The organism is Rhodoglobus aureus, from assembly GCF_039527955.1.
GTDB classification, from domain to species: domain Bacteria; phylum Actinomycetota; class Actinomycetes; order Actinomycetales; family Microbacteriaceae; genus Rhodoglobus; species Rhodoglobus aureus.
Map to the genome: position 1 here is coordinate 133006 of NZ_BAAAKW010000030.1, position 22276 is coordinate 155281.

A 22276-nucleotide genomic window follows, 5' to 3' on the forward strand; every position below is an offset into this window, starting at 1 on the left:
GGCGACCATCGATGTCAGTGAGAAACGGTAAAGTCTTATCAAGTGAGCACTTCATTGCCTAGCCCAACTGTGGGCACGTTTGCGGCGGAACATCTCTCACCGTCGTACCCTGAGCGAGCCGCCAGAGGCACCGCATCCAAATTGCGAGCGTGGCAGGCCGAAGCTCTCGATCTGTATTTCGAGCGGGAGCCGCGAGACTTTCTTGCCGCAGCAACCCCCGGTGCCGGCAAAACTACATTCGCGCTGCGCCTGGCTGTAGAACTCATCGCCCGTCGCGAAATCGATCGCGTAACCGTTGTCGCGCCTACCGACCACCTCAAACGGCAATGGGCCGACGCCGCCGACCGTGTTGGGCTGCGCCTCAACCCTGGGTTCTCCAACGGAGACGCCTGGGGCGGGCGCCGGTTCAACGGAATCGCCGTCACCTACGCGCAGGTCGCCATGAAGGCGTCCCTGCATCAGGAAATCACCGACTCTGCACGAACCCTCGTGATTCTTGACGAAGTGCATCACGGTGGTGATGCCCTCAGTTGGGGCGACGCCATTCACACAGCATTTGGTCGAGCGACCAGACGCCTCTCGCTCACCGGAACCCCGTTCCGCAGCGACACTGCCCCCATTCCGTTCGTCACTTACGCCCCCGACGGTAAAGGCATCCGCACCTCCGTCACTGACTACAGCTACGGCTACGGCCGAGCACTCAGCGACGGCGTCGTGCGCCCGGTCATGTTCATGGCCTATGCGGGCAAAATGCGCTGGCGCACCCGAATGGGCGACGAAATGGAAGCGCGTCTCGGCGAAGGCGACACCAAAGACGTCACCTCGCAGGCGTGGCGCACTGCTCTCGACCCCAAAGGCGAATGGATCCCGGCGGTGCTGCGTGCGGCCGACCGTCGCCTCAGCGAAGTGCGGCATTCGATTCCGGATGCCGGTGGACTCGTCATCGCTACCGACCAGCTTGCTGCCCGCGCCTATGCGGGGCTCATCAAGGAGATCACGGGGGAGTCGGCAACCATCGTGCTCTCCGACGAGAAAGAATCTTCCGCTCGAATCGAGAAATTTGCTGCGAGCGACAGCCGGTGGATGGTCGCCGTGCGGATGGTGTCTGAGGGCGTAGATGTTCCTCGACTCGCCGTCGGAGTGTACGCAACCTCGGCTTCCACACCGCTCTATTTCGCTCAAGCGGTCGGTCGTTTCGTGCGTGTGCGCCGCCGTGGCGAAACCGCATCAATTTTCTTGCCGAGCGTGCCGTCGCTGATGCTTCTAGCCGAGAAATTGGAACAAGAGCGTGATCACGCGCTCGATCGCGACAGCGCACAAGATGAAATGCTCGACGACAGCCTTCTCGACAGCGAAAACCGCGAAGAGAAAACGAGCGATGAACTTGCCGACGAATTCATCTGGGAAGCAATCGAGTCAGACGCAAACTTTGATCGGGTTCTCTTCGACGGCAACGAATTCGGTTTCGCGGCCGAGACTGGCAGCGACGAAGAACTCGACTTCATCGGGCTCCCCGGAATCTTGGAGCCCGACCAGGTGCGCGAACTACTTTTACAGCGCCAGAAACGCCAGTCGCGCCGCGCCGAAAGCAAGCCCAAGGCAGATCAGCCACAGCCGCTCTACCGCACGCTCAAAGAGCAGCGCACACTCCTGAACAATCTGGTGGGTCGACGCGCAAAACTATCCAACGAGCCACACGGGCTCGTTCATGCAGAACTGCGACGAGTGTGCGGCGGCCCGGCCGTTGCCCAGGCGACGGTGACTCAGCTGCAAACTCGGATCGACTACCTGAGTAAGAGCAAGCACTCCTAACTGGAGTGGGCCCCGAAATCCTAGAGAACACTTGGTGCTGAGCTCTCTGCACACACGTTCATCGTGGTTTCGCACAGTGCCGGTCAACGAATAGCGCCTGTTAACAAGAAAACGCCCCCGGTATAGGACCGAGGGCGTTTTCGTTACTGAACTATCAAGATCAGATGGGGCGGATGTTCTCCGCCTGGGGTCCCTTGGGACCCTGTGTGATGTCAAACTCAACCTTTTGGTTCTCGTCGAGCGACTTGTAGCCATTTGTTGCGATGGCCGAGTAGTGGGCGAACACATCAGGACTTCCGTCCTCGGGGGCGATGAAGCCAAAGCCCTTTTCTGCGTTGAACCACTTGACGGTACCTAGTGCCATTTAAAACTCCTCCAGGAGCGTTCTTTCAGGCCCCGACAGTCGAGGCCGCATCCATGCCTTGTATAGAACATGAACGATTACATAAGGCTATATCAGTACAGGGCTTCATGTGTCATCTATTTCATTAAGTTCACACAACGGTAATGAAACGGTCGCTAGTGAAAATCACGCGACTGAGTGCGGGGGAGCCCTGAAAGCGGCTCAAACCGGTCGGCGAGCACGTTAATGACGCCATCCTCTGATCGCTCAATAATGCCCCGAACAATAAGCGCAGCACTGTCACGAGCGACCCTGCGATACCGTCCCCACACACCAACACTGCAGATCACGTTGATCAGACCGGTTTCATCTTCGATATTCATGAACGTGATGCCGCTAGCTGTTGCCGGGCGCTGCCGATGAGTAACAACCCCACCGATCTCAATCCGGCGCCCTGACTCGGTAACAGTGAGATCAGCGGCAGACAACACCCCGCGGCTCGTCAGCGCCTCACGGAGGTGAACCACGGGGTGACTCTCTGGCGAGATACTCGTTGCCCACAAATCAGCCATCAGATCATCGAACTCGGTCGCCAACGAGAACAGTGGCGGTTGCACCGTGACCATGCTGTTGGGCAAATACTCTTCACGATCGTGTGCAGCATTGCCCGCATTCCAGAGCGCCTCTCGACGCGTGAGCCCTAGGTCCTCGAAAGCACCCGCCGCAGCCAGCGCTTCTAACTGTTTCGTTGTGAGCCCCACGCGGCGAACCAGGTCATTCATCGAAACGAACTCACCAGAATCACGCTCAGCCACAATCTTCTCCGCGACAGCTGTGCCGATGCCCTTCACCTCATCCAAACCAAGACGCACAGCAAACGCGCCATCTCGGCGATGGTCATCAGTATCAAAATGAGCCGAGCGATCAAAGGGGCCGACTGGAGGCTGTTCATGATCTACACAGCGACTGTTTCCGGTGGGAGCTGTGCTCTCGGCGTGCTGCTCAAGCACAGCAAAGACTCCAGAACGTTGGATGTCAGGGCCACGCACCTGCACACCGTGACGCCGAGCATCCGCCACCAACGACTGCGGAGAATAAAACCCCATCGGTTGCGCACGCAGCAGAGCCGCAAGGAACGCGGCCGGATAGTGCAAGCGAATCCAGGCACTGGCGTAGACGAGCAGTCCAAAACTGAGGGCGTGGCTTTCGGCAAAACCAAAACCGGCAAATGCTTGAATGCTCTCGTAAATGCGGTCGGCATCCGCCCCAATAATTCCGTTGCTCGCCATTCCGGAATAAAGCTTCGACCGCAGTTTGTCGATGCGTTCGATACCGCGCTTAGAGCCCATGGCCCGCCGGAGCAGGTCAGCATCATCTGCCGAGCAACCGCCAACTGCCACCGCGATTTGCATTAATTGCTCTTGAAAGATCGGCACACCCAAAGTGCGCTCAAGAGGCTCGACCAAGTTGGGGTGCAGATAGGTGATCGGGTCGGCACCCATTTTGCGGCGCACATAGGGATGAACAGCCCCACCCTGAATTGGCCCGGGCCGCACCAGCGCAATCTCCACCACCAGGTGATAGAACTCGCGCGGCTGTAAGCGCGGCAGTAGTCCCATTTGGGCGCGACTCTCAACTTGGAAAACACCAACGGCATCCGCTCGACACAACTGGTCGTAGACACCCTGCTCTTCGGCAGGGATAGTCGCGAGATCCCAGCGTTCACCGAGGGCCTCATCGACGAGATCGAAACTGTATTGCATGGCCGACAGGATTCCGAGGCCGAGCAGATCAAACTTGACCAGCCCCATCCACGCGCAGTCATCTTTATCCCACTGCACCACCGTGCGTTTCTCTTTGCGGGCATGCTCAATCGGCACGACCTCGCCGACCGGCCGCTGCGTCAGCACCATTCCGCCCGAATGGATGCCCAGGTGCCGGGGAAACTTCATCACCTGCTTGGCAAGATCCAACACCGAGTCGGGGATGTCGTGGTCGACTCCCGAAACCTCAGAACCCCACCGTTCCATTTGCTTCGACCACGCGTCTTGCTGGCCTGCGCTGTAGCCGAGTGCTTTCGCCATATCGCGCACAGCAAATCGAGGACGGTACTGAATAACGTTCGCCACCTGCGCCGCATTCTCGCGCCCGTAGCGCTCAAAGACGTATTGGATGACCTCTTCTCGACGCTCGGAATCAAAATCGACATCGATGTCGGGTTCTTCTTCCCGCATCGCCGAGATGAATCGCTCAAACGGCAGCTTGTAGCGAAGCGGATCAACCGCCGTAATTTTCAGCAGGTAACAGACCACTGAACTTGCCGCCGAGCCTCGCCCCTGGCACAGGATTCCCCTCCCTCGAGCGAACGCCACAATGTCGTGCACGATCAAGAAATAACCCGCGAAGTTCTTTTCCTCGATCACATCAAGTTCGCGCTGGATACGGGCCCGATTCTCATCAGAGAGATCGATCTTGCGGTCGGCAACACCCGCCCACGTCAACTCACGTAACCAACTTGACGGAGTATGGCCATCTGGCACCTCCTGATCGGGAAGAGCCGGCTTAGCTTGTCTCAGTTCGAATGCAGCCTCGTTCGCAACGTCAACCGTCGCGGCCACGGCCCCCGGGTAACGGGCAAAGCGTGCAGCCATCTCAGCCCCCGACCTCAAATGGGCTGTTCCCGCAGCGGGAAGCCACCCATCCATCTCATCAAGACTGCGCCGAGCACGCACGGCAGAGATCGCCGAATGCAAATGGTGTTGGCGCGGCGTTGCATAGTGAGCATTAGAGGTGGCAACCACGCGGAGGCCTCGCTGGGCTGCAAGAGAATAGAGAGCGTCGTTGTAGGCCGAATCGAGGGGATAGCCCTGATCGAAGAGCTCAACAATCACGGACTCGCTGCCAAAGAGTTCACACAGTCGGTCAAGCTCGTGGCCTGCCTCCAGCATCGATTCACGGGTGGGAGCTGAATTCAGTTGCGTGCCACAGAGTGCTCGGCGCACTGCCCCCTTGCGGCATCCCGTCAGCACAAACCAGTGCCCCCCTGCCAAATCAGCCAACTCGTGCAGGTCGTACTGCGGGCGACCCTTTTCTCCGCCCGTGAGTTGGGCGCGGGTAATGGCCAGCGCCAACCGGTGGTAGCCCTCCTCTTTGCGGGCAAGCACCAGCAGGTGTTCACCTTCTGGATCGGCATTACCTGCTTGCGGTCCGGTGAGGCCCAAGGAAAGTTCTGCACCAAACAGCGTCGAGAGCCCCAACTCGGCGGCAGCCTCAGCCATCCGCACGATGCCGTAGAGCCCATCGTGGTCGGTAAGGGCAAGAGCGGTGAGCCCAAGTCGAGCAGCTTCTTCTGCCAGCTTCTCTGGCATGCTCGCGCCATCAAGAAAGCTGAAACTCGAGTGCACATGCAGTTCGGCATAGGGCACCACGTCAACGACGGATGCTGCCTCTGGGTCGTGCAGCGGCCCATCGTTTGGCGCCTCTGGCTGCGCGATCGGCGCGACATAGGGGGCACGCTTGCTCGACACCAAGGACATGGCGCGCCCGTCACCGGCCTCACCGATGGGTGTGACAGCGCCAAAGCCCGACAGCGTGCGCTCCAACTGATGCCACGGAATCGGCGGATTAGACCAGGCCATGGCGCACTCCCATCAGTCGTACCTCGCTTCGGCCCACCAGCCGCCATCATCGAGCACCAGCAACCACGCGCATCCGGTATCGTCAACAGCTTGAAAACGCCACGAACGGCCCGACGACTCTGCCTCCCACCAGCGTTCGGCCAAAGGCCAGGGGCCAGCCCACGCCGTGAGCGTGCGGGAACGAGAGTCGCTGGTGGCGAAACGTGCGGGTGGCGCAGCAACATGACCACGGTCATCCACAGAAACTGTGCTGCCATCGTGAGCAAAAACGTGCACGGCATGGCGTGACGAAAAAACTGTTCCCGGCAACGGAGCCGGTAATGCTCCGGGCCACGGCCGCTGCGCAGAACGCTTGCCCATGCTGCGATCGCCCCACGCGGTGAGTTGCTGTCGCGACTGCAGGGTACGCCCGCCCTGCACTGTTGGCATGAGCACAGCACCATGCCCGAGCATGCTCTGCACTCGAGAGAGTCCGTGGTGGATGCGCGGCTCAAGCCCCGAACCCCACAACCCCGTTTCGTGGTTGCCGATCGCATCCACCGTTTCGGGCACAATGCGCACACGGCTGATTCCTGAGCTCAACCCTGCCTCGATAAGACTGGAACCTTGCACTTGCCAACGAACCCGGTCAACAACATCGCTGGCACTGAACGACCGCGGATGCAACCACACGCGTTCTGCAATTTCGCCAGACTCGGAATCAAGTTCGATGCGAATCGCAGTAGCCACCAGTTGGGCCCGAACTAGGGCCTCAATAAAGTCATCGGCTCGACTGCGAACACCGAAGGCAACCTGGTCAACCCTGTCGAGCGCTGGTTCAAAATCGATGACGACGTCGAGATCGAGTGGAGGCGTGCGTGCAATAAATGCCTGAGGGTCACGACCACCCGCGAGCGAATGCAACCGGGCGCCGAGCTCTCCAAAACGAGTACGCACATCTGTGTGCCCGAGCTGTGCAAAATCACCCAGAGTAGAGATACCGAGTTTTATCAGCAACGTTGCGATCTGAGGTTCATCGAGCACAGCGATCGGTAGCGGTGCCAAAAATTCTGCAGACTTCCCCACAGGAACGAGCCGCGCCCGCCCAGAACGAGAACGAGGTTCTGCGCCTACCGTGTTGCGCGCAGCGTGCACCGCGGTGAAGAGAGCATCTGCGATGCCTACCCGCGCATCGGAAGCAGCAATCTCATTGACGCGATCAATCACCGTAAGCGCAGCAGCCTTTTCGCCGCCGTAATACTGTGCGGCGCCACGCACCCGCACAGCACACATACCGGGCCGGAGAAGTTGCACCCCGGGGATCAGCTCTTCTACGCCAGCAATGACCGGCTCGAATGCGCGGCTATCGAGCGCAGGATCATAGGCGCGATCAATGAGCCCAGGAAACCGTGACTGCGCCTCCCGCAGCCGCAACCCACGAGTGATCCCTTCGGTGCGGGCAGAAGCAGAAGCAGCAAAAACGAGACCTTTCTCGGTGAGCACCAGCGGAGCATCCGCCGGCAGCTTCTCATGTTGCCTGGCGGCAACCACCGGCCAATCGGGGCACCACAGCACGAGAACGCGGGGGAGAGAGTCGGAGAGTGGTTCGGCGGTCATGCTGACACCCGATGAGGCAAAACGGCCAGTTCAGGTAGCACGGTCAGTTCAGGTAGCGCAGTCAGGCCGGACTTAGCTCCCTCGTGATCGTTGTAGGCACGAACAGTTTCTGAAGAGTCGGGCAACCACAATCGGGCGCTGCGAGGTCGGGCAGCACTCTTGCTTGTGACAGTGACAGTTACCTCGCGTGCCGCTAAATGCCCATAGCCCGCGCCAATGCCATGCCACCGACTCTCGCCCAAGGAAACCATCGCCTCGCTTTGCGGCCACGAGCCCATCATGAGCAACGTAGATTTGCGCTGCCGAAGCCGTGAAGCCAGCCGAGCCACAGCAGAATCGGAGGCCCGTGTAGGCGGTCGAGCGACGACGACATCGATCACATCAGCGATCGCAGCAGTAACAGCCAGCCACTGATCGCCCGGATGCGGAACCAACACCAGCCGTTCAAGATCAACTCCGAACCGCGCAGCAGCTTCAATGCCAAACTCGGGCACACCAATAACAGCACACCATGATCCTGCCGCAGATGGTGGTGCGAGCAACGCCATCAACAGCATTGTTGACTTGTCTATCGAATAAACGCTGCCCTGCTGCAAGCCACCACCGGGTAAAAGCTGCCCGATAGCTGGGTGGGTAGGGATCAGTTTCGTATTGAGTGTGCGTGACTGCATCTGGCTGATGCGGGACTGCAGCTCGGCTACCCGCTCTGGAGCTGCACGAACTGGAGTTGCACCACCAGAAGGCTCGCTTGATAGCGCTTCAGCGTTTGCTGAAAAGGCTTGAGCGGAGACAGGGGACACCTGTTCATGTTCGAACATATGTTCGAGTGTGTCAATTGCTTGCGACATCCATCGGCGTGTCTTTACGATGTCGCAGGCGTGCCTTACCGTTACCTCGTGACTTTTATCGAAGCAGTGGAGCTCAGAAAGACTTACACGCCCAAAGGGGTCGCACCAGTGCACGCCCTCGACGGTCTCGATCTTGTTGTACCTCAAGGCACAGTCACTGCTCTGCTCGGGCCGAACGGCGCCGGGAAGACGACAACGGTAAAGGTGCTCACAACACTGATCCGCCCTGATTCAGGCAGCGCAACAATCGACGGAATTGATGTGATTGCTTCACCTGAACGCATCCGTCCGATGATTGGGGTCTCCGGCCAATACGCGGCCGTAGACGAAAACCTCACCGGCTTTGAGAATCTCGACATGGTCGGGCGCCTTTATCACTTGGGTGCAAAACAGTCTCGTGAGCGTGCACGTGAACTCATCAATATCTTCGATCTCAAAGAAGCACAGAATCGACCGGTCAAGGGTTTCTCCGGCGGCATGCGACGACGTATCGACCTCGCCGGTGCCCTAGTTATGCGACCGCCAGTGCTCTTTCTCGATGAGCCGACAACCGGCCTTGACCCGCGCAGCCGCCTGGGAATGTGGGACATCATCACGACGCTCGTGGGGGAGGGCACAACCGTTCTCCTCACCACCCAATATCTCGAAGAAGCCGATCAGCTCGCTGACAATATTTCGGTGATCGACGATGGCAAGGTCATTGCCAAAGGCACATCAGATGAGCTCAAAGCTTCGATCGGCGGCCAGCGTGTTGAAGTGAGTCTTGTGTCGACGGATGACTCGGCTGTCGCCCACGAGATCCTCACGCGGTTCGGCACAACCGAACCTGCCGTGAGTCTCGACGGCCGCGGGCTCACTGTTAATGCAGAAGATGCCCCCGCTGCACTGCAGCTCATCCTTAGCGAATTCGCCAAGCGGGGCGTACAGCTTTATGACGCAGGCATGCGCAGACCAACGCTTGACGATGTGTTCTTGAAGCTCACGGGCCACACAGCAAGCACCGATGACACCGAGAGCGACGACTCAACGTCATCAACACCTACGCAGAAGGCGCCATCGGCAAAGAAGGCACAGCAATGACCACTTCGGTTCGCGAGAAGACGCCGTACCCGACCACAACATCGTCTGTCATGGCGTGGCTCAATGATGGGTGGATCACCACTCGTCGCAACCTCATCAAGATCAAACGCGTCCCAGACATCTTGGTTTTTACGACGCTGCAGCCGATCATGTTCGTTCTGCTCTTCACTTATGTCTATGCCGGCGTGATTGATATTCCTGGCAGTACATACGCAGAGTTCATCATGGCGGGTATTTTCGCCCAAACCGTGGTCTTTGGTTCCACCTATTCGGGCTCAGCCATGGCCCAGGACCTCAAAGATGGGATCATTGATCGCTTTCGCACACTGCCGATGAGTTCATCCGCTGTGTTGGTGGGGCGCACGAACGGTGACCTTCTCATCAACTCGATTTCGATGATCGTCATGATGGCTACGGGACTCATCGTGGGATGGCGCATTAATTCGAGCCCGCTCGAGGCATTAGCCGCGATCGGGCTCCTGTTACTCTTCGCCTATGCACTGTCTTGGGTGATGGCGTTCATTGGAATGAGCGTACGCAGCCCCGAGGTCATCAACAATGTCTCGTTCTTGGTGCTCTTCCCACTCACCTTTATCTCAAATGCATTCGTTCCCGCGGAAACGCTGCCCACCCCATTGCGAATCTTCGCCGAGCTCAACCCGGTCTCCGCATTGGTGCAAGCAGCACGAGAGCTCTTCGGCAATACTCCTGCCGGATCGGCACAATCCGAGGTGTGGTCGCAGCAGCATCCTGTTCTCACTGTGCTGATCGGAATTGTCGTAATGCTGGCTATTTTTGTTCCACTCGCGGTTCGCAAATTCGCAAGCATCAGCACGCGCTAGGTCATGAGGCGAGGTCAGCCGCGCCTTTTGACTATAGAAACGCGGTCATTACGGTGTAGTATCCGCATGATTGCTATTGCCCCTCTCGCCGGGGGTTTTACGTCGCAATATCCTGAGCGACGCACTCCGCCATTGCCCGAAACGGAGATCAAGAGATGTTCGCCACCCTAGGACATGTCGCTATGAAGTCCTTCATGATTGTGTGGCTATATACATCTCCGCATTCGTGGCGAGGCCTCCCGGTTCCCGAACCAGGGCCACCCGTTGTCGTCGCTGGCCCCCATTTGCTGCGTGTTCTCCTGTGCGGTTCGGGCATCGTTGTCGGATACGGGGTCGCATCGCCCGAACTTGCACTCGGCGGGTCTCTAGCGCGCTCGCTAGCAGCCCTAACCAACCGCGGCGCCGAAGTTACTACCGTCGCGAGTGCTCGGCTGAACACCAAGGCCGCACAGATACAACTGCATTCTCAGATACTCGAAGGGGTAGACGCGGTGGTTCTTTCGTTCGGAACCTTCGAACTGCTCACGTACTTGCCAGCGAAGAGTTGGGGCCGAGGGTTGGGCGAGCTCATCGACTCGGTGATCGCAGATACTAGCTGTCAGTCGCAGATCTTTGTGATCGGTTGCACTGCGCCCAGAATGTCAAATTTCACGGGGGCGTACCGTCGTCATCTCTTGCGAATGACTTCCGAATACAACGAAGAAGTTCGCTCGCTCGCGCAGCGCCACGACCGAGTCCATCAGATTGAGTTCACCCCAGAACCAGAAGACCACGAGGCGATCGAAGGCCGGCAGAGCTATCGCCTATGGGCTGACGCAATCGCCCCAACGATCGCGACACAGCTCGACCCGCCGCCAACTAGCAAATAGCGCATGCGGCACATGCGGCACATGCGGCACATGCGGCTGGAGCGAGACTAGCTCCGGCGCTTTTTTGGCTGACGCTTATCTGGACGAGCTGCGCGCCGTATTTTTCCTTGCAACTGATTCGCGCGCGAGTTTTTCGGGTTTGGTCGCGACTGTTTCTTGGCGGAGGGCTTGCTTGGGTTGCCCTCATCCTCGGCGTCACCAGAATCTGAGATATTCGCCGTACCTCGCGAACTTCGAGCGGTTCGTCCACGAACGATACCGATGAACTCTTCAACGTGTGGATCTACCGAACCGTCGCGCCACGCGACAGCAACCTGCCACTCGGGGCCATCCTCGACCAACTTCGCCGTAACATCCCGCCGCATGAGTGCTCTAGCGACTGATTGTGGCATCAACGCCACTCCCACATTCGCCGCCACGAGTTCGGTTGCCGCCCGCCACTCTCCTGAAACATCATTCTCTCCATCGAGTTCAGCCAGGTGTACTGAGTCGCTCTTGGCGATGGCATGGTCTTTGGGTACAACAACAACTGCGCGTTCCGTATACAAGGGAATTGCTGCCAGGGGGCGATCGCCATCGAAGTCGAGGTCAATGGGAAGCCGAATAAGGGCAACGTCAGCAGCGCCGCTGCGAAGCATGTCCAGTGCTTCTTCTTGTTCGCTAGCCACGAGACTAAGAGGAACATTGACGAGCCGTTCGTTCCAGACACGCGCCCACTTGCCCGGAGTTGCACCGATAACAAAGGCGACAGTGAATGATGAAGGCATGTGTTCAGGTTAGTCTTGGGTCGTGCCAGTTCAGACCATGAAGCCCGCGACAGCCGCCAAAAAGCTCGGTATCTATTTGCCAGCGACCCCAGAAGAGTTCCGCGACTCTGAAATCAGTCGCGAAGAACTTGCAGCATTGCTGGAGTCGCCTCCGGAGTGGTTAGCGCAGCTGCGACGTGAAGGCCCGCATCCCCGACAGGTGGTCGCCCAAAAACTCGGCGTTTCAACGTCAGGGCTCGCCCGCGCCGGTGCACCCGATGTGATGACCACCTCCGAGATCAAAGCCCTGCTAGTCGAAATGCCCCAGTGGCTTGTCGAGGAGCGTTCGGTGCACGCAGCGGTCAACGAAGAGAATGCACGCATCAAGACTGAGCGAGCCACCAAGGCCGCGGGAAAATAGTTGCTAGTTTTCCTCAATCTATTGAGTACTGAAAAGATTTCAGGTCTATACTTTGTAGCTTGAGTGCGTCCGTGTCTGGACGTTCAGGTGGAGATCGATTGTTTCGTAGCTATGCTGCGCTTTTGGCGTGGCCCTTAGTCAAGCTTTGTCTTGCGGTTATCCCGCAGGCTTGGCGCACCCTTGCGGTGCCCACAGACGACCCGCGCGCCGAAGCAGTGGGACCCGATCCTGACCGCGTGTTACTTCTCGGGCCGGGCAAGTCAGCTGGGTATGGAGTACACACCCACGAACTGGGTCTCGGTGGTCACCTCGCCCGCGAGCTAGCTTCACTCACCAAACGCGGGTGCAGTGTCGACATCGTTTCCGATCCCTCAATGTCAGTTGCAGACGCAAAAGTCGTCATTGGCTGGGCGCGTCTAGAAAAATTCGATGCGCTCGTACTGACCCTGGGCGGAGTCGACATCCTTCGGATGCGTTCGCTCCTCGTGTGGCGCAGAGACGTGACAGCTTTGCTCAACACCACTGAAGAGAGCGGAGGAGGCACGCTGCAGAGTTTCATCGTGGGAATCGCGCCTGCCGACGAATTACTTTCACTGCCACCGTTGCTGCTGCGCGTCGTCAATCTGAACATCGCGAGGCTCAATGCAATTTCTGAAGAGTTGTGTGCTGGGCGACCAAGTGTCTCGTTTATTCCTGCGACGGCACCGGCAGATAACCAGAGCATGCCGTTCGAGAGTCGCACCTACGAGCATTGGGCACGCGAACTCGCACGCTCTATAACTGTTCGGCTTGTGCACGTCGCCGCTCCTCCGTCGACAAGCATGTCGAGTAATCTCAGCGGCACAGCATTCGATGGTTCTTCACTCAATTCAAAGTCAGTGTCGACGACCCTCACCGCAATAACGCACTCCGCACGAGTCGTCCTCAACACGACCGGGGCGGCCGTTACCTTTCATGACCAAGAAGCGCACTGGTTCACCTCTACCTCGGGCATCGGCGATATGCGCCGCGATGACGCAGGCGCGTTCTGCAGTTCGGCGTTCACCGCTCGAGGGCTCGTAGTGCTCGAGGACACACTCCACGATGCACGATTCGCCGAGCATCCATGGGTACTGAGGGGTCCGCGCATTCGCTTCTATGCCGGGTATCCTATTTCGGCAGCCAACGGTGACATTATTGGCGCCGTTTGCGTCTTTGACTCAGGGCCTCGCAAATTCGATTCAAGTCATGAAACGCTACTTCGCGAATTGGCCATGCGGACAGAGTCGGCAATACAGCGCCGATAATTGCCGTACCTTGGGAACGGAGGTCATTTCTGAACTCCGAGAGAGGACCCAATGAGTGGCACCGAGTGCATCCACGGCTTCGAGAATCAATTGTGCGATTCCTGCTTCCCCAAGGCTGCCCCTGCCAAGCCTGTGACGCGTGCTACGACGTCGTCACGCACAAAACGGGTTCCTGGCGCGCCTCGAGCGTCTAGCAATAAGCTGCCCGTTTTGGCTGATCAGCGGGTGTATCACGTCACCCACATCAGCAACCTTGAGAATATTCTTCGCACTGGCCAACTTGTTGCCGCAGCGCAGATCGAGACTCCGATTTTGGATGTCAGTTCTCCGCTCACTCGCGAGCTTCGCGGAACTGCCTCGCTCAGTACAGGGGAGTCTGTCGACCGCTACGTTCCTTTCAGCCTCGTGCCAGAGTCGAATGCGTGGCGTGAGCTTCGCGATGGTGCGGCCGAACCTCGATGGTCGGATGCTGCGCGCACCGCATCGTCTACAGACTTTGTTTTCTTGGTAACCACCATTCGTGCGCTGGGCGACGACGCCGTTCTTGCTGACGGCGATGCTGCAGCAAGTCTCACTCGATTCGCCGCTGATGAGGATACCAAGACCCGCATGTTGGGCAATCTTCGCGCGGATGAGCTCACTGATGACGCTGAAGTTTTGATCCACGGCTCGTTCGCCTTCGACGAAATTCAACTCGTCGGTGTTGCAAGCGATCGCGCGCGCGATCGCGTGAAGCAGCTGCTCGACGCGGCATCCTTCGCGACGAAAGTGGCGGTCTACCCGCCATGGTTCATTCAGTAAGGTTCGCGGTAGCGTTGGGGTATGATGAACGATTTCGCTAAGCACCCCGTAGATGAGACCTCAGCCGCTTCGTTGGCTGGTAACGGATTGCGTTACGGCTTAGTTGACACCTCAGATCGAGCATCTTTCACCGCCTGGTTTCAGGCCGATTCCCGTGGTTTTCACGGACCAACCATGTCGAAAGAGCAGGTTGATTCAAGCTTTGCTGGCGTGACCTACCGTCGCACTATCGGGGTATGGGACGAAAATCTTGTCGCGCCAGAAGTTCCGGTGGCGACAACAAGCTCGTGGACCGAGCAACTGACAGTACCCGGTAGTCGCAGCATCGATGCGTGGGCGATTAGCTCAGTCACTGTCTCTCCTACACACCGACGCAGAGGGATTGCCCGCTCACTTCTCGAAGGCGAGTTGCGATCCGCTGCTGACATGGGCATCCCGATGGCAATGCTCACTGTCTCAGAGTCGACAATCTACGGTCGTTTCGGCTTTGGTCCCGCAGTTTTTGCCGCGGAGCTTTCCATCGATTCCAAGCGCGCGACTTTCACTTCCGCGAAGCGTCGCGGCAAATTGCAACCGGTTTCGCCCTCAGAGTTCGGCAGCGAAGCCCCGCAGATTTTCGAACGAATCCGCACATCAACCCCTGGGCAGATAAAGGTCTGGCCTCTGCGCTGGGATCAGATTTCAGGCAAAGCGCCCGGTGATGAGGATTACACCAAAAAGACCCGCGTCGTGAGGTTCGACGATGATGGCGGAACTCCGCGCGGCTTTGTCGTCTACCGCGTGACGGGTGGGGGGCTGGACTTCACCAATCACTCGCTGACAGTCGATTATCTCCTCGCTGAGAACGCCGAAGCATACGAGGCTTTGTGGCGTTATGTTCTTGAGGTTGATCTGGTGCGAGAGGTGAAGGCAGAACTCCGCTCAGTGGATGAACCGCTCTTATGGAACCTGACAGACATGCGAGCAGTAAAAGCCACGCCGGTCGACCACTTGTGGCTCCGTATTCTCGATGTTCCGGAGTCTCTCTCGGCGCGCCAGTATTCAGGTGCCGCGCGTATCGGCTTTGATGTTTCGGATGCTCTGGGATTCGCTCAGGGACTTTTCCTGCTGGAGACCGACAAAACGGGCACTCCTCGAGTGTCCAGTGTTGATGAGTTGCCTGCGGATGCAGCCATTGTGGCCCTGTCCGTCAACGAACTGAGTTCCTTGTATCTCGGGGGAGTGGCCGTCGAGTCTCTGGTGACCGCCGGTCGGGTTCGTGAGGTCACCGCCGGGGCTGCGGCAATCGTTGAGCGCACTTTCCACTCGCCGGTTACCCCTTGGTTGAGTGTCTGGTTCTAACGAGACGATTTCAGGAGGCAGCGGGACGGATGCTCAACTAACAGTGCGAGAATTGTCGTATGACTGCCGCTTTCGATCACGTCCACGATCTCGCTAGCTTTGTTTCCGCATCCCCATCCTCGTTTCATGCGGTAGACGAGGCCGCGCGCCGTCTACACGAGGCTGGCTTTAGTGAACTCCATGAGGCCGACGACTGGAACGGTGCTCGTACCCGAAAAGCGGCAAAGTATTTTGTGATTCGCGACGGGGCGATTGCAGCGTGGATCCAGCCGACCAAGGCGACGGCAACGACGCCATTTCGCATCCTGGGCGCTCACACGGATTCGCCGAGCTTCAAGCTCAAGCCGAAACCAACCACAGGCAATGAAGGCATGCTGCAGGCCGGCGTAGAAGTTTATGGTGGGCCGCTGCTGAACTCGTGGCTGGATCGCGAGCTTGAACTGGCTGGTCGAATCATCTTCAGTGATGGCACCACAGAACTGGTGCGTACTGGACCGCTACTTCGTTTTCCGCAGCTCGCAGTACACCTTGATCGCAAGGTCAACGACGGACTGACCCTCAAGCGCCAGATGCACATGAACCCGGTTCTCGGTTTAGGCGACCTTGGCGATGCCGACTTGCTTGAACACCTCGCTTCGCTCTTGTCGACTGAGACTTCAAAGCGCTCCGCAGCTGACATTGACGGCTACGACATCGTTGTCGCCGACACAGCCGCACCCGCCGTATTCGGACTCGAGGAGAAGCTGTTTGCTTCGGGCCGGCTCGACAATCTCTCATCGGTTCATGCGGGCCTTGTCGCCCTCATTGAGCTTTCAACCAAGCTTGATCACATTCCGGTGTTCGTCGCTTTCGATCACGAGGAAGTCGGCTCCGCTACCCGCTCGGGTGCCGCTGGACCGTTCCTCGCGGATCTTCTGGCACGAATCGGTGGCGGGCTCGGAGGCTCAGACACTGATCGGATGCGGGCTGTTGCCCAGTCGTGGTGCCTGTCATCTGACGCAGGTCACGCTGCACACCCCAACTACCCCGAACGGCACGATCCCGTTAACCGGCCGCGCCTCGGTGGGGGTCCGCTGCTCAAGATCAATGCGAATCAACGGTACGCAACAGACGGTGTTGGCGCCGCGGAGTGGGCTCGTGCGTGCCGTCAGGCGGGGGTCGAGTATCAAGAGTTCGTCTCCAACAACGACATGCCATGCGGATCGACGATCGGCCCGATTACTGCGACTCGTTTGGGTATCCGCACGATCGATGTTGGGCTCCCGCTACTCTCTATGCACTCGGCTCGTGAAATGTGCGGCGTCGCTGACCCGCTCGCGTTGAGCAAAGCTATCGCAGCGTTCTTTTCGCCAACATAGAACCGTCTATGCGCTGAGCGCGGCTTCTTTTAGGCGAGCAGTTAGAACAGTGGGGTAGTGCCGTGGGATGGGGCGCTGGATGTCGCACCAAGACGTGAATCGCTTACCGCAGCGCCGGGATAGCCGGGCCCTGCCGGACACTCGCTTCCACGCTGGAAAGACTCCGCAGCACCACGCGCACGCACATCAGCTGCCTCGTTGAGCGGATGACCGACGTGACCGCGAACCCATTCGAACCGGTACCGTCGCCCCACGATGGCGTCGTCGATCTGTTTGAGCAATTCGACATTCATCACAGGTTTGCCGTCGCCCTTGCGCCAACCCTTTTTCTTCCAGCCGGGCATCCACTTGGTCACGGAATTAATCACGTACTGGCTATCGCACAGGATCAATAGATCTTCATCAACGTGGGCAGTTGAGCGAAGCAGCTGCAGAACGGCCATGAGCTCCCCCTGGTTGTTCGTTGCATGATCCCAACCGCCAGCCGCCCACGTATTGTCGTCGACGTACCAGGCCCATCCCGCAGGCCCGGGGTTGCCCAATGCTGACCCATCGGCAGCGGCAATAATCGTCATAACAACCTTTCGTCTGTGCGTGCTTTGTTGCGTTGGCACCAAGCTATTCGACTCTAGTAGCTGCGCATCGCCACAGATTCTGGTCTCCGAGACACTGTGAGCACCATTCGGTTTTAGGCTAGGGCTGTGCCCGATGCCAATATTCTCCCGCCAGCCCTAGAAATCCGCGGACTTACCAAACGATTTGGCGACAAACTTGCCGTGAACTCTGTCGACCTGATCGTTCCGCGCGGCTCATTCTTCGGTCTCGTAGGCCCCAACGGCGCCGGAAAGACCACGACGCTGTCAATGGCAACCGGACTGTTGCGGCCCGACTCGGGCACCGTGGCCGTGCACGGCCTAGACGTCTGGACCAACCTGGTGGAGTCGAAAAAGCGCCTTGGTGTCTTGAGCGATGGGGTGCGGCTGTTTGATCGACTCACCGGCCTGCAACTCGTGACCTACGCTGGCCTCTTGAACGGAATGGAACGCACCGTGGTTGCGGAACGCGCTGCTGATTTACTCGATGTGTTTGATCTCGAGGCTGCCAGCGGAACCCTCGTTGTCGACTACTCAGCGGGCATGACCAAGAAGATCGCTCTCGCCTGCGCCCTCATTCATGCACCTCAAGTGCTGGTGCTCGACGAACCATTCGAGTCTGTCGACCCTGTTTCAGGTGCAAACATCCGCGATATTCTGCACGGTTTCGTTGAGTCGGGCGGAACAGTGATCGTCTCAAGCCATGCAATGGATCTCGTGCAACGCATGTGCGATCACGTCGCCGTGATCGCCGACGGACGTGTTTTGGCATCCGGCACTACCGCTGAAGTTCGAGGTGATTCCACTCTCGAAGACCGCTTTGTTGAATTAGTGGGCGGACGACGTCAGGGAAGAGGGCTCGAGTGGTTGCGCATCTCGTAAGGCTGCGCTTTCGGCTTCTCATTAATGGGCTGAGCCGAAGTCCCTGGCAGGCCGTAGCCGTAATCCTGGGCTCCGTGTACGCGCTATTTCTTCTGTTTTTGGCCATTATCGGCCTCTTCACTATGAGTTTTGCGCCCGCCGAAGTGGGCCGCACGGTGAGCGTGCTCGGCGGTGCTGCGCTCGTGCTCGGTTGGACAGTGCTGCCGCTGCTCAGCTCCGGTATCGACGAAACTGTCGACCCTGCCAAGCTCGCCACTTTCCCCATTCCGATCAATACTCTTGTGCTCGCTCTCGCGGTTAGCGCGCTTCTCGGGGTTCCCGGGGTCGTCACCACTCTCGCCACCCTCGCCACGAGCCTCATCTGGTGGCAATCGCCTCTGATCGCTGTTGTGGCCGTCGTGTGCGGGGCAGTCGGGGCAGCAACCTGCATTGTTGGATCGCGGATGCTCGCAGCCCTGACAGTTCGGATCTCTAGCGGTCGTCGGGCCCGAGAAGCAAAGACCGTGCTGGTTGTGATCCCGCTGATTCTGCTCGGCCCCGCAATTTTAGGCATCTCTTCGCTTTTCCGAGAGTTCTCTGCTGTGTTTCCGGCTATTACCACCGTCGTGGCGTGGACACCTCTTGGTGCCATCTGGGCAGTACCCGGTGATCTCGCGCTCGGAAACCCTGGTTATGCAGTACTTCACGCTCTGATCGGAGTCGCGACGCTCGCAGCCTCTGTGCTTGTTTGGCGTTGGGCACTCGACCGTACACTTGAAAGGCCGGGCCGCTTAACAACAAACGACCGCTCCAAGCGTGGACTCGGTTGGTTCAGAGTCTTCCCCGGAACTCCGAGCGGCGCTGTGGCTGCACGCGCACTCACGTACTGGATTCGCGATCCCCGCTATACCCAGTCGCTCATCAGCGTTCCACTCGTACCTGCGTTGGTGTTTTTTTACAGTGGGGCCAGTGGCGACCTGACCGGTTTGCTCTTTGTCGGGCCCATTGTTGCGGTGCTCCTCGGCATGTCGATCTACACAGATGTCTCCTATGACAACACCGCCTTCAGTTTGCATCTGCAAACTGGTGTCAGCGGTCGAGATGATCGCTGGGGGAGAGTGTTGGGGGTATCGGTATTTGCGATGCCCGTCACGGCCATCCTCACCGTCGCAAGCGTGTGGGTCAGCGGTAGTTGGGACCGTCTGGCTGGGCTTCTCGGGATTTCACTCGGCTTGCTTCTCACAGGGCTCGCACTCTCATCTCTAGTTTCGGCCCGCTTTGCATTCTCGGTGCCCGCGCCCGGTGATAATCCATTTAAATCCCGCCCGGGCGGAGGGTTCACCCTCATGCTGTCGATGTTTGCCTCGTGGACGGCGCTGACGATTCTGGCACTACCGGAGATGATTCTGGCACTACTCGGATTCGCCATCGACCAGCCGATACTGGGGTGGATAGCTCTGGTAGTCGGTGTCGGACTCGGCATGGGGCTGCTGATCATTGGTGTGCGTTGGGGTGGAAAAATTCTTGATCAGCGCGGGGCCGAGTTGCTTGTGCAACTTCAACGACAAAAGTAGCGGCAGAATTCTGACGACGTTTACAGCTAAGCGGCGTAGTGTCTCCCTATGAGTGACGATCCCACTCGCTTGAGGAACCAGCCAGCGCTAACTACCGCTTCTGGCAGTAGTTGGCTTATCGTCGGTGCCCTCTTTGCAGGCATCTCGATTGCGATGCTTGCAGTGCTAGCAACGCTGCCACCGCCTGGCCTAGCGTTGGCTGCTATCGCGGCGATTATCGCTCTCTACGCGGCGATGCTCATTGTGCGGTTCGTTGTGCACGCCCGCAGACGCCGCTTGAAGCTCATCGCCGCATGCTTTCTGACGATCGCGGTGGTCGGTTTGGGTTCAGTCATCGCCATTGCGACAGTGAATTGGGCACCATTGTAACGCTCGAGTGTTGCGACAGAGTGCTAGCGAGACAGCAACTCCGCGCGCGCCGGATTCGCTTCGAACCAGTCGGCGACGTACGAGCACATTGGCAGAACCCTCTTTGAAGAGTTGGATTCGACGTCATCCATCGCAAATTTGACGAGTTCCGCTGCGTATCCTTTGCCACGGTGGGCAGGCTGCGTATAGGTGTGGTTGAACGAAATAGAAACGCCGTTTGAGCGATAGTCGGCAACAGCAACGAGAGCGCCGTCTACATTCATCACGTAGCGGTTCGAGTCAGTCTCGTGCACAAATTGCGTGGTCATAGATCCACCCTAAGCGGGGAGAGCCACTTCGATTGCATTGACGATGGCGGGGTCATCCGGAACCGTCGTCGGGCGAAAACGTTGCACCTCGTTATTCGGCGTGACCAAGAACTTCTCAAAGTTCCAAGCGACGCGACCTGCTTTTCCTGCGCTATCAGGCGTCTTCTTGAGTTCTGCATACAGCGGGTGCGCGGCCTTGCCGTTGAGCTTCACTTTCTCGAACATCGGGAACGTCACACCCCACGTCATCGTGCAATATTCTTTGATCGCATCTTCGGTGCTCAACTCCTGCAAGAACTGATTGCTGGGAAAGCCCAAAACGGCGAACCCGCGCTCACCGTAAGTTTTTTGCAGCTGCTCGAGCTGTTCATACTGCGAAGACAGCCCGCAGCGCGAGGCTACGTTCACGATGAGAACCACCTTGTCGCGAAAATCAGCGAGAGAAGTTTCAGTGCCGTCAATAGAGGTTAGGGGGATGTCGCGAAGTTCGGTCACACGACAACGCTACGCCCGCAGGCTGGGCACTCGCCTGCGACATCCCGAATGTTGCCAGCGAGGTTCGGTACTGTGGAACATTCACCCGAACACTGCGGATGCCGCACAGCGAAAGCGAGTCCATGCCCGATAGCCCCTTGTCAGCGAGTGCCTACGAGGTACTCGGTGTTGAGGCCTCGGCTAGCGACGCTGAGCTGAAGAAAGCCTTCCGTCGTGCGCTTAGGCAAACACATCCGGACACCGGGGGAGATCCCGCGCGCTTTGCCGCAGTTCAACATGCCTGGGATCGTGTGGGCACACCAGAGAAGCGGCGTGGCTACGATGCCGGATTCGTCTCCCGTTCCAGTTCAACGCGCTCCACTAGTTCGCCGTTCGCCGCTGGCGCCGGTGCCGGCTCCGCTCGCGAAAACTCTCGCCCCGGGGCGAGAGCATACGGGCACCCCGGGGGATGGCGACGAGAACGTTTTCTTGACGGCATGCGCGAGTGGGTTGGGCGCGGTGCAAGCCTCGATGATCCTTACGATCCCGTTCTCGTCAGAAGTGCGCCACGCGAGATTCGACGCACCCTCGCTGATGCGCTTGCCGAGGAGGCAACGGCTCGCACGGTGAGCACGCTCGGCATAGGATTCACCGTCTGGCACGATGTTGCTACCGGTTCTCCCGACCGCAAGATCGATCACGTTATCCTCGGCCCTACCGGGCTATTTGCGATGCTCTCGGAAGACTTCGGCGGACAAGTCAAGGTTCGCCGCGGTGAACTCATCGGTCCCACCGTTCAGCCAGAAAAGCCCATGCATGAGCTGTCATCGCGGGCAAAGGCACTCAGCCGCCAGCTCAGGGTCGCCTTCACATGTTTCGTGATTGTTGTTCCTGATGATGCCCTTGTTCAACCTCAGGCGTCTCTCGGCTCGGTGCGCGGACAGCCTGCGATTGTGGTGCGCCAGAGTGTTCTTGCCCACCTTCTCCGCACCGGTCCTGATGCAGCGCGCAGTCGTCACATTGGCGGCAACGAGCTCTTTGATGTTCGCACCAGGCTCAGCAACGGAATCACGTTCGTTGACTAGCAGGCGCGGCCTCTAAAGTTTCTCCGTTAGT

General features: G+C 58.5%; 20 protein-coding genes and 1 pseudogene. 13 read left to right on the forward strand and 8 right to left on the reverse strand.

What is annotated here, in order from left to right:
• Positions 1-42: 42 nt before the first annotated feature.
• Positions 43-1812 (forward strand): DEAD/DEAH box helicase, encoded by a 1770-nt coding sequence (locus ABD112_RS08900; protein ID WP_343925105.1) that lies wholly within the window; start codon positions 43-45, stop codon positions 1810-1812.
• Between the two features lie 160 nt (positions 1813-1972).
• Here ABD112_RS08900 and ABD112_RS08905 read toward each other — a convergent pair whose 3' ends face one another.
• From ABD112_RS08905 to ABD112_RS08920, 4 genes are all read right to left on the reverse strand, one after another.
• On the reverse strand, positions 1973-2176 hold the full coding sequence (locus ABD112_RS08905) for a cold-shock protein (RefSeq protein ID WP_009772173.1): 204 nt from the start codon (positions 2174-2176) through the stop codon (positions 1973-1975).
• Between the two features lie 155 nt (positions 2177-2331).
• Positions 2332-5793, reverse strand: coding sequence for an error-prone DNA polymerase (locus tag ABD112_RS08910; RefSeq protein WP_343925111.1), 3462 nt, complete (start codon positions 5791-5793; stop codon positions 2332-2334).
• A gap of 12 nt (positions 5794-5805) precedes the next feature.
• Positions 5806-7389 (reverse strand): DNA polymerase Y family protein, encoded by a 1584-nt coding sequence (locus tag ABD112_RS08915; RefSeq protein WP_343925113.1) that lies wholly within the window; start codon positions 7387-7389, stop codon positions 5806-5808.
• A complete protein-coding gene (locus ABD112_RS08920) occupies positions 7386-8207 on the reverse strand; it encodes a hypothetical protein (protein WP_343925115.1) in 822 nt (273 codons plus the stop codon). Before ABD112_RS08920 ends, ABD112_RS08915 begins: the two co-directional genes overlap by 4 nt.
• A gap of 78 nt (positions 8208-8285) precedes the next feature.
• Between ABD112_RS08920 and ABD112_RS08925 the strand changes: the two genes are divergently transcribed.
• From ABD112_RS08925 to ABD112_RS08935, 3 genes are all read left to right on the forward strand, one after another.
• Entirely contained in the window at positions 8286-9317 is a 1032-nt protein-coding gene (locus ABD112_RS08925) for an ATP-binding cassette domain-containing protein (RefSeq protein WP_343925117.1), read from the forward strand.
• Complete coding sequence (locus ABD112_RS08930; RefSeq protein ID WP_343925119.1) at positions 9314-10159, forward strand: ABC transporter permease; 846 nt, start codon at positions 9314-9316, stop codon at positions 10157-10159. The genes ABD112_RS08925 and ABD112_RS08930 overlap by 4 nt, the downstream gene beginning before the upstream one ends.
• Before the next feature lie 182 nt (positions 10160-10341).
• Positions 10342-11028 carry an SGNH/GDSL hydrolase family protein gene (locus ABD112_RS08935; RefSeq protein ID WP_343925121.1) on the forward strand — a complete coding sequence of 229 codons (687 nt, stop codon included), beginning with the start codon at positions 10342-10344 and terminating at the stop codon, positions 11026-11028.
• A 47-nt stretch (positions 11029-11075) separates the two neighbouring features.
• Here the strand turns inward: ABD112_RS08935 and ABD112_RS08940 are convergent, their stop codons facing one another.
• Complete coding sequence (locus ABD112_RS08940; RefSeq protein WP_343925123.1) at positions 11076-11795, reverse strand: LysR family transcriptional regulator substrate-binding protein; 720 nt, start codon at positions 11793-11795, stop codon at positions 11076-11078.
• A 37-nt stretch (positions 11796-11832) separates the two neighbouring features.
• Here ABD112_RS08940 and ABD112_RS08945 point away from each other — a divergent pair, with 37 nt between their 5' ends.
• The 5 genes from ABD112_RS08945 (at position 11833) to ABD112_RS08965 (ending at position 16981) form a co-directional block, all read left to right on the forward strand.
• On the forward strand, positions 11833-12195 hold the full coding sequence (locus ABD112_RS08945; RefSeq protein ID WP_343925163.1) for a DUF5997 family protein: 363 nt from the start codon (positions 11833-11835) through the stop codon (positions 12193-12195).
• Between the two features lie 122 nt (positions 12196-12317).
• On the forward strand, positions 12318-13481 hold the full coding sequence (locus ABD112_RS08950) for a GAF domain-containing protein (protein WP_343925125.1): 1164 nt from the start codon (positions 12318-12320) through the stop codon (positions 13479-13481).
• Positions 13482-13691: 210 nt separating this feature from the next.
• Positions 13692-14282, forward strand: coding sequence for a DarT ssDNA thymidine ADP-ribosyltransferase family protein (locus ABD112_RS08955; RefSeq protein WP_343925127.1), 591 nt, complete (start codon positions 13692-13694; stop codon positions 14280-14282).
• 21 nt (positions 14283-14303) lie between these two features.
• Positions 14304-15623, forward strand: a complete 1320-nt coding sequence (locus tag ABD112_RS08960) for a GNAT family N-acetyltransferase (RefSeq protein WP_343925129.1) — start codon at positions 14304-14306, stop codon at positions 15621-15623.
• A gap of 59 nt (positions 15624-15682) precedes the next feature.
• On the forward strand, positions 15683-16981 hold the full coding sequence (locus tag ABD112_RS08965; RefSeq protein ID WP_343925131.1) for a M18 family aminopeptidase: 1299 nt from the start codon (positions 15683-15685) through the stop codon (positions 16979-16981).
• 110 nt (positions 16982-17091) lie between these two features.
• Here ABD112_RS08965 and ABD112_RS08970 read toward each other — a convergent pair.
• Positions 17092-17556, reverse strand: a pseudogene (locus ABD112_RS08970) (RNase H family protein); the annotation flags it as partial.
• Positions 17557-17682: 126 nt separating this feature from the next.
• On the opposite strand from ABD112_RS08970, the gene ABD112_RS08975 reads away from it, so the two are divergent.
• From ABD112_RS08975 to ABD112_RS08985, 3 genes are all read left to right on the forward strand, one after another.
• Complete coding sequence (locus ABD112_RS08975) at positions 17683-18456, forward strand: ABC transporter ATP-binding protein (protein WP_343925133.1); 774 nt, start codon at positions 17683-17685, stop codon at positions 18454-18456.
• Positions 18457-18530: 74 nt separating this feature from the next.
• On the forward strand, positions 18531-20009 hold the full coding sequence (locus ABD112_RS08980) for a transporter (RefSeq protein ID WP_343925135.1): 1479 nt from the start codon (positions 18531-18533) through the stop codon (positions 20007-20009).
• A 48-nt stretch (positions 20010-20057) separates the two neighbouring features.
• Entirely contained in the window at positions 20058-20378 is a 321-nt protein-coding gene (locus tag ABD112_RS08985) for a hypothetical protein (RefSeq protein ID WP_343925137.1), read from the forward strand.
• A gap of 23 nt (positions 20379-20401) precedes the next feature.
• On the opposite strand, the gene ABD112_RS08990 is transcribed toward ABD112_RS08985, so the two are convergent.
• Both ABD112_RS08990 and ABD112_RS08995 read right to left on the reverse strand, forming a co-directional pair.
• Positions 20402-20686, reverse strand: a complete 285-nt coding sequence (locus ABD112_RS08990) for a GNAT family N-acetyltransferase (RefSeq protein ID WP_343925139.1) — start codon at positions 20684-20686, stop codon at positions 20402-20404.
• 9 nt (positions 20687-20695) lie between these two features.
• Complete coding sequence (locus tag ABD112_RS08995) at positions 20696-21181, reverse strand: glutathione peroxidase (RefSeq protein WP_343925141.1); 486 nt, start codon at positions 21179-21181, stop codon at positions 20696-20698.
• A gap of 122 nt (positions 21182-21303) precedes the next feature.
• Here ABD112_RS08995 and ABD112_RS09000 point away from each other — a divergent pair, with 122 nt between their 5' ends.
• Positions 21304-22245 carry a J domain-containing protein gene (locus ABD112_RS09000; protein ID WP_343925143.1) on the forward strand — a complete coding sequence of 314 codons (942 nt, stop codon included), beginning with the start codon at positions 21304-21306 and terminating at the stop codon, positions 22243-22245.
• The last annotated feature ends 31 nt before the right edge of the window (positions 22246-22276 follow it).

Bases quoted from the DNA above. Each gene is read 5' to 3' on its own strand.
- ABD112_RS08965 (WP_343925131.1), top strand. From the start codon at position 15,683: ATGACTGCCGCTTTCGATCACGTCCACGATCTCGCTAGCTTTGTTTCC.
- ABD112_RS08905 (WP_009772173.1), bottom strand. From the start codon at position 2,176: ATGGCACTAGGTACCGTCAAGTGGTTCAACGCAGAAAAGGGCTTTGGC.
- ABD112_RS08920 (WP_343925115.1), bottom strand. From the start codon at position 8,207: ATGTTCGAACATGAACAGGTGTCCCCTGTCTCCGCTCAAGCCTTTTCA.
- ABD112_RS08910 (WP_343925111.1), bottom strand. From the start codon at position 5,793: ATGGCCTGGTCTAATCCGCCGATTCCGTGGCATCAGTTGGAGCGCACG.
- ABD112_RS09000 (WP_343925143.1), top strand. From the start codon at position 21,304: ATGCCCGATAGCCCCTTGTCAGCGAGTGCCTACGAGGTACTCGGTGTT.
- ABD112_RS08945 (WP_343925163.1), top strand. From the start codon at position 11,833: ATGAAGCCCGCGACAGCCGCCAAAAAGCTCGGTATCTATTTGCCAGCG.
- ABD112_RS08960 (WP_343925129.1), top strand. From the start codon at position 14,304: ATGATGAACGATTTCGCTAAGCACCCCGTAGATGAGACCTCAGCCGCT.
- ABD112_RS08930 (WP_343925119.1), top strand. From the start codon at position 9,314: ATGACCACTTCGGTTCGCGAGAAGACGCCGTACCCGACCACAACATCG.
- ABD112_RS08940 (WP_343925123.1), bottom strand. From the start codon at position 11,795: ATGCCTTCATCATTCACTGTCGCCTTTGTTATCGGTGCAACTCCGGGC.
- ABD112_RS08990 (WP_343925139.1), bottom strand. From the start codon at position 20,686: ATGACCACGCAATTTGTGCACGAGACTGACTCGAACCGCTACGTGATG.
- ABD112_RS08985 (WP_343925137.1), top strand. From the start codon at position 20,058: ATGAGTGACGATCCCACTCGCTTGAGGAACCAGCCAGCGCTAACTACC.
- ABD112_RS08935 (WP_343925121.1), top strand. From the start codon at position 10,342: ATGAAGTCCTTCATGATTGTGTGGCTATATACATCTCCGCATTCGTGG.
- ABD112_RS08915 (WP_343925113.1), bottom strand. From the start codon at position 7,389: ATGACCGCCGAACCACTCTCCGACTCTCTCCCCCGCGTTCTCGTGCTG.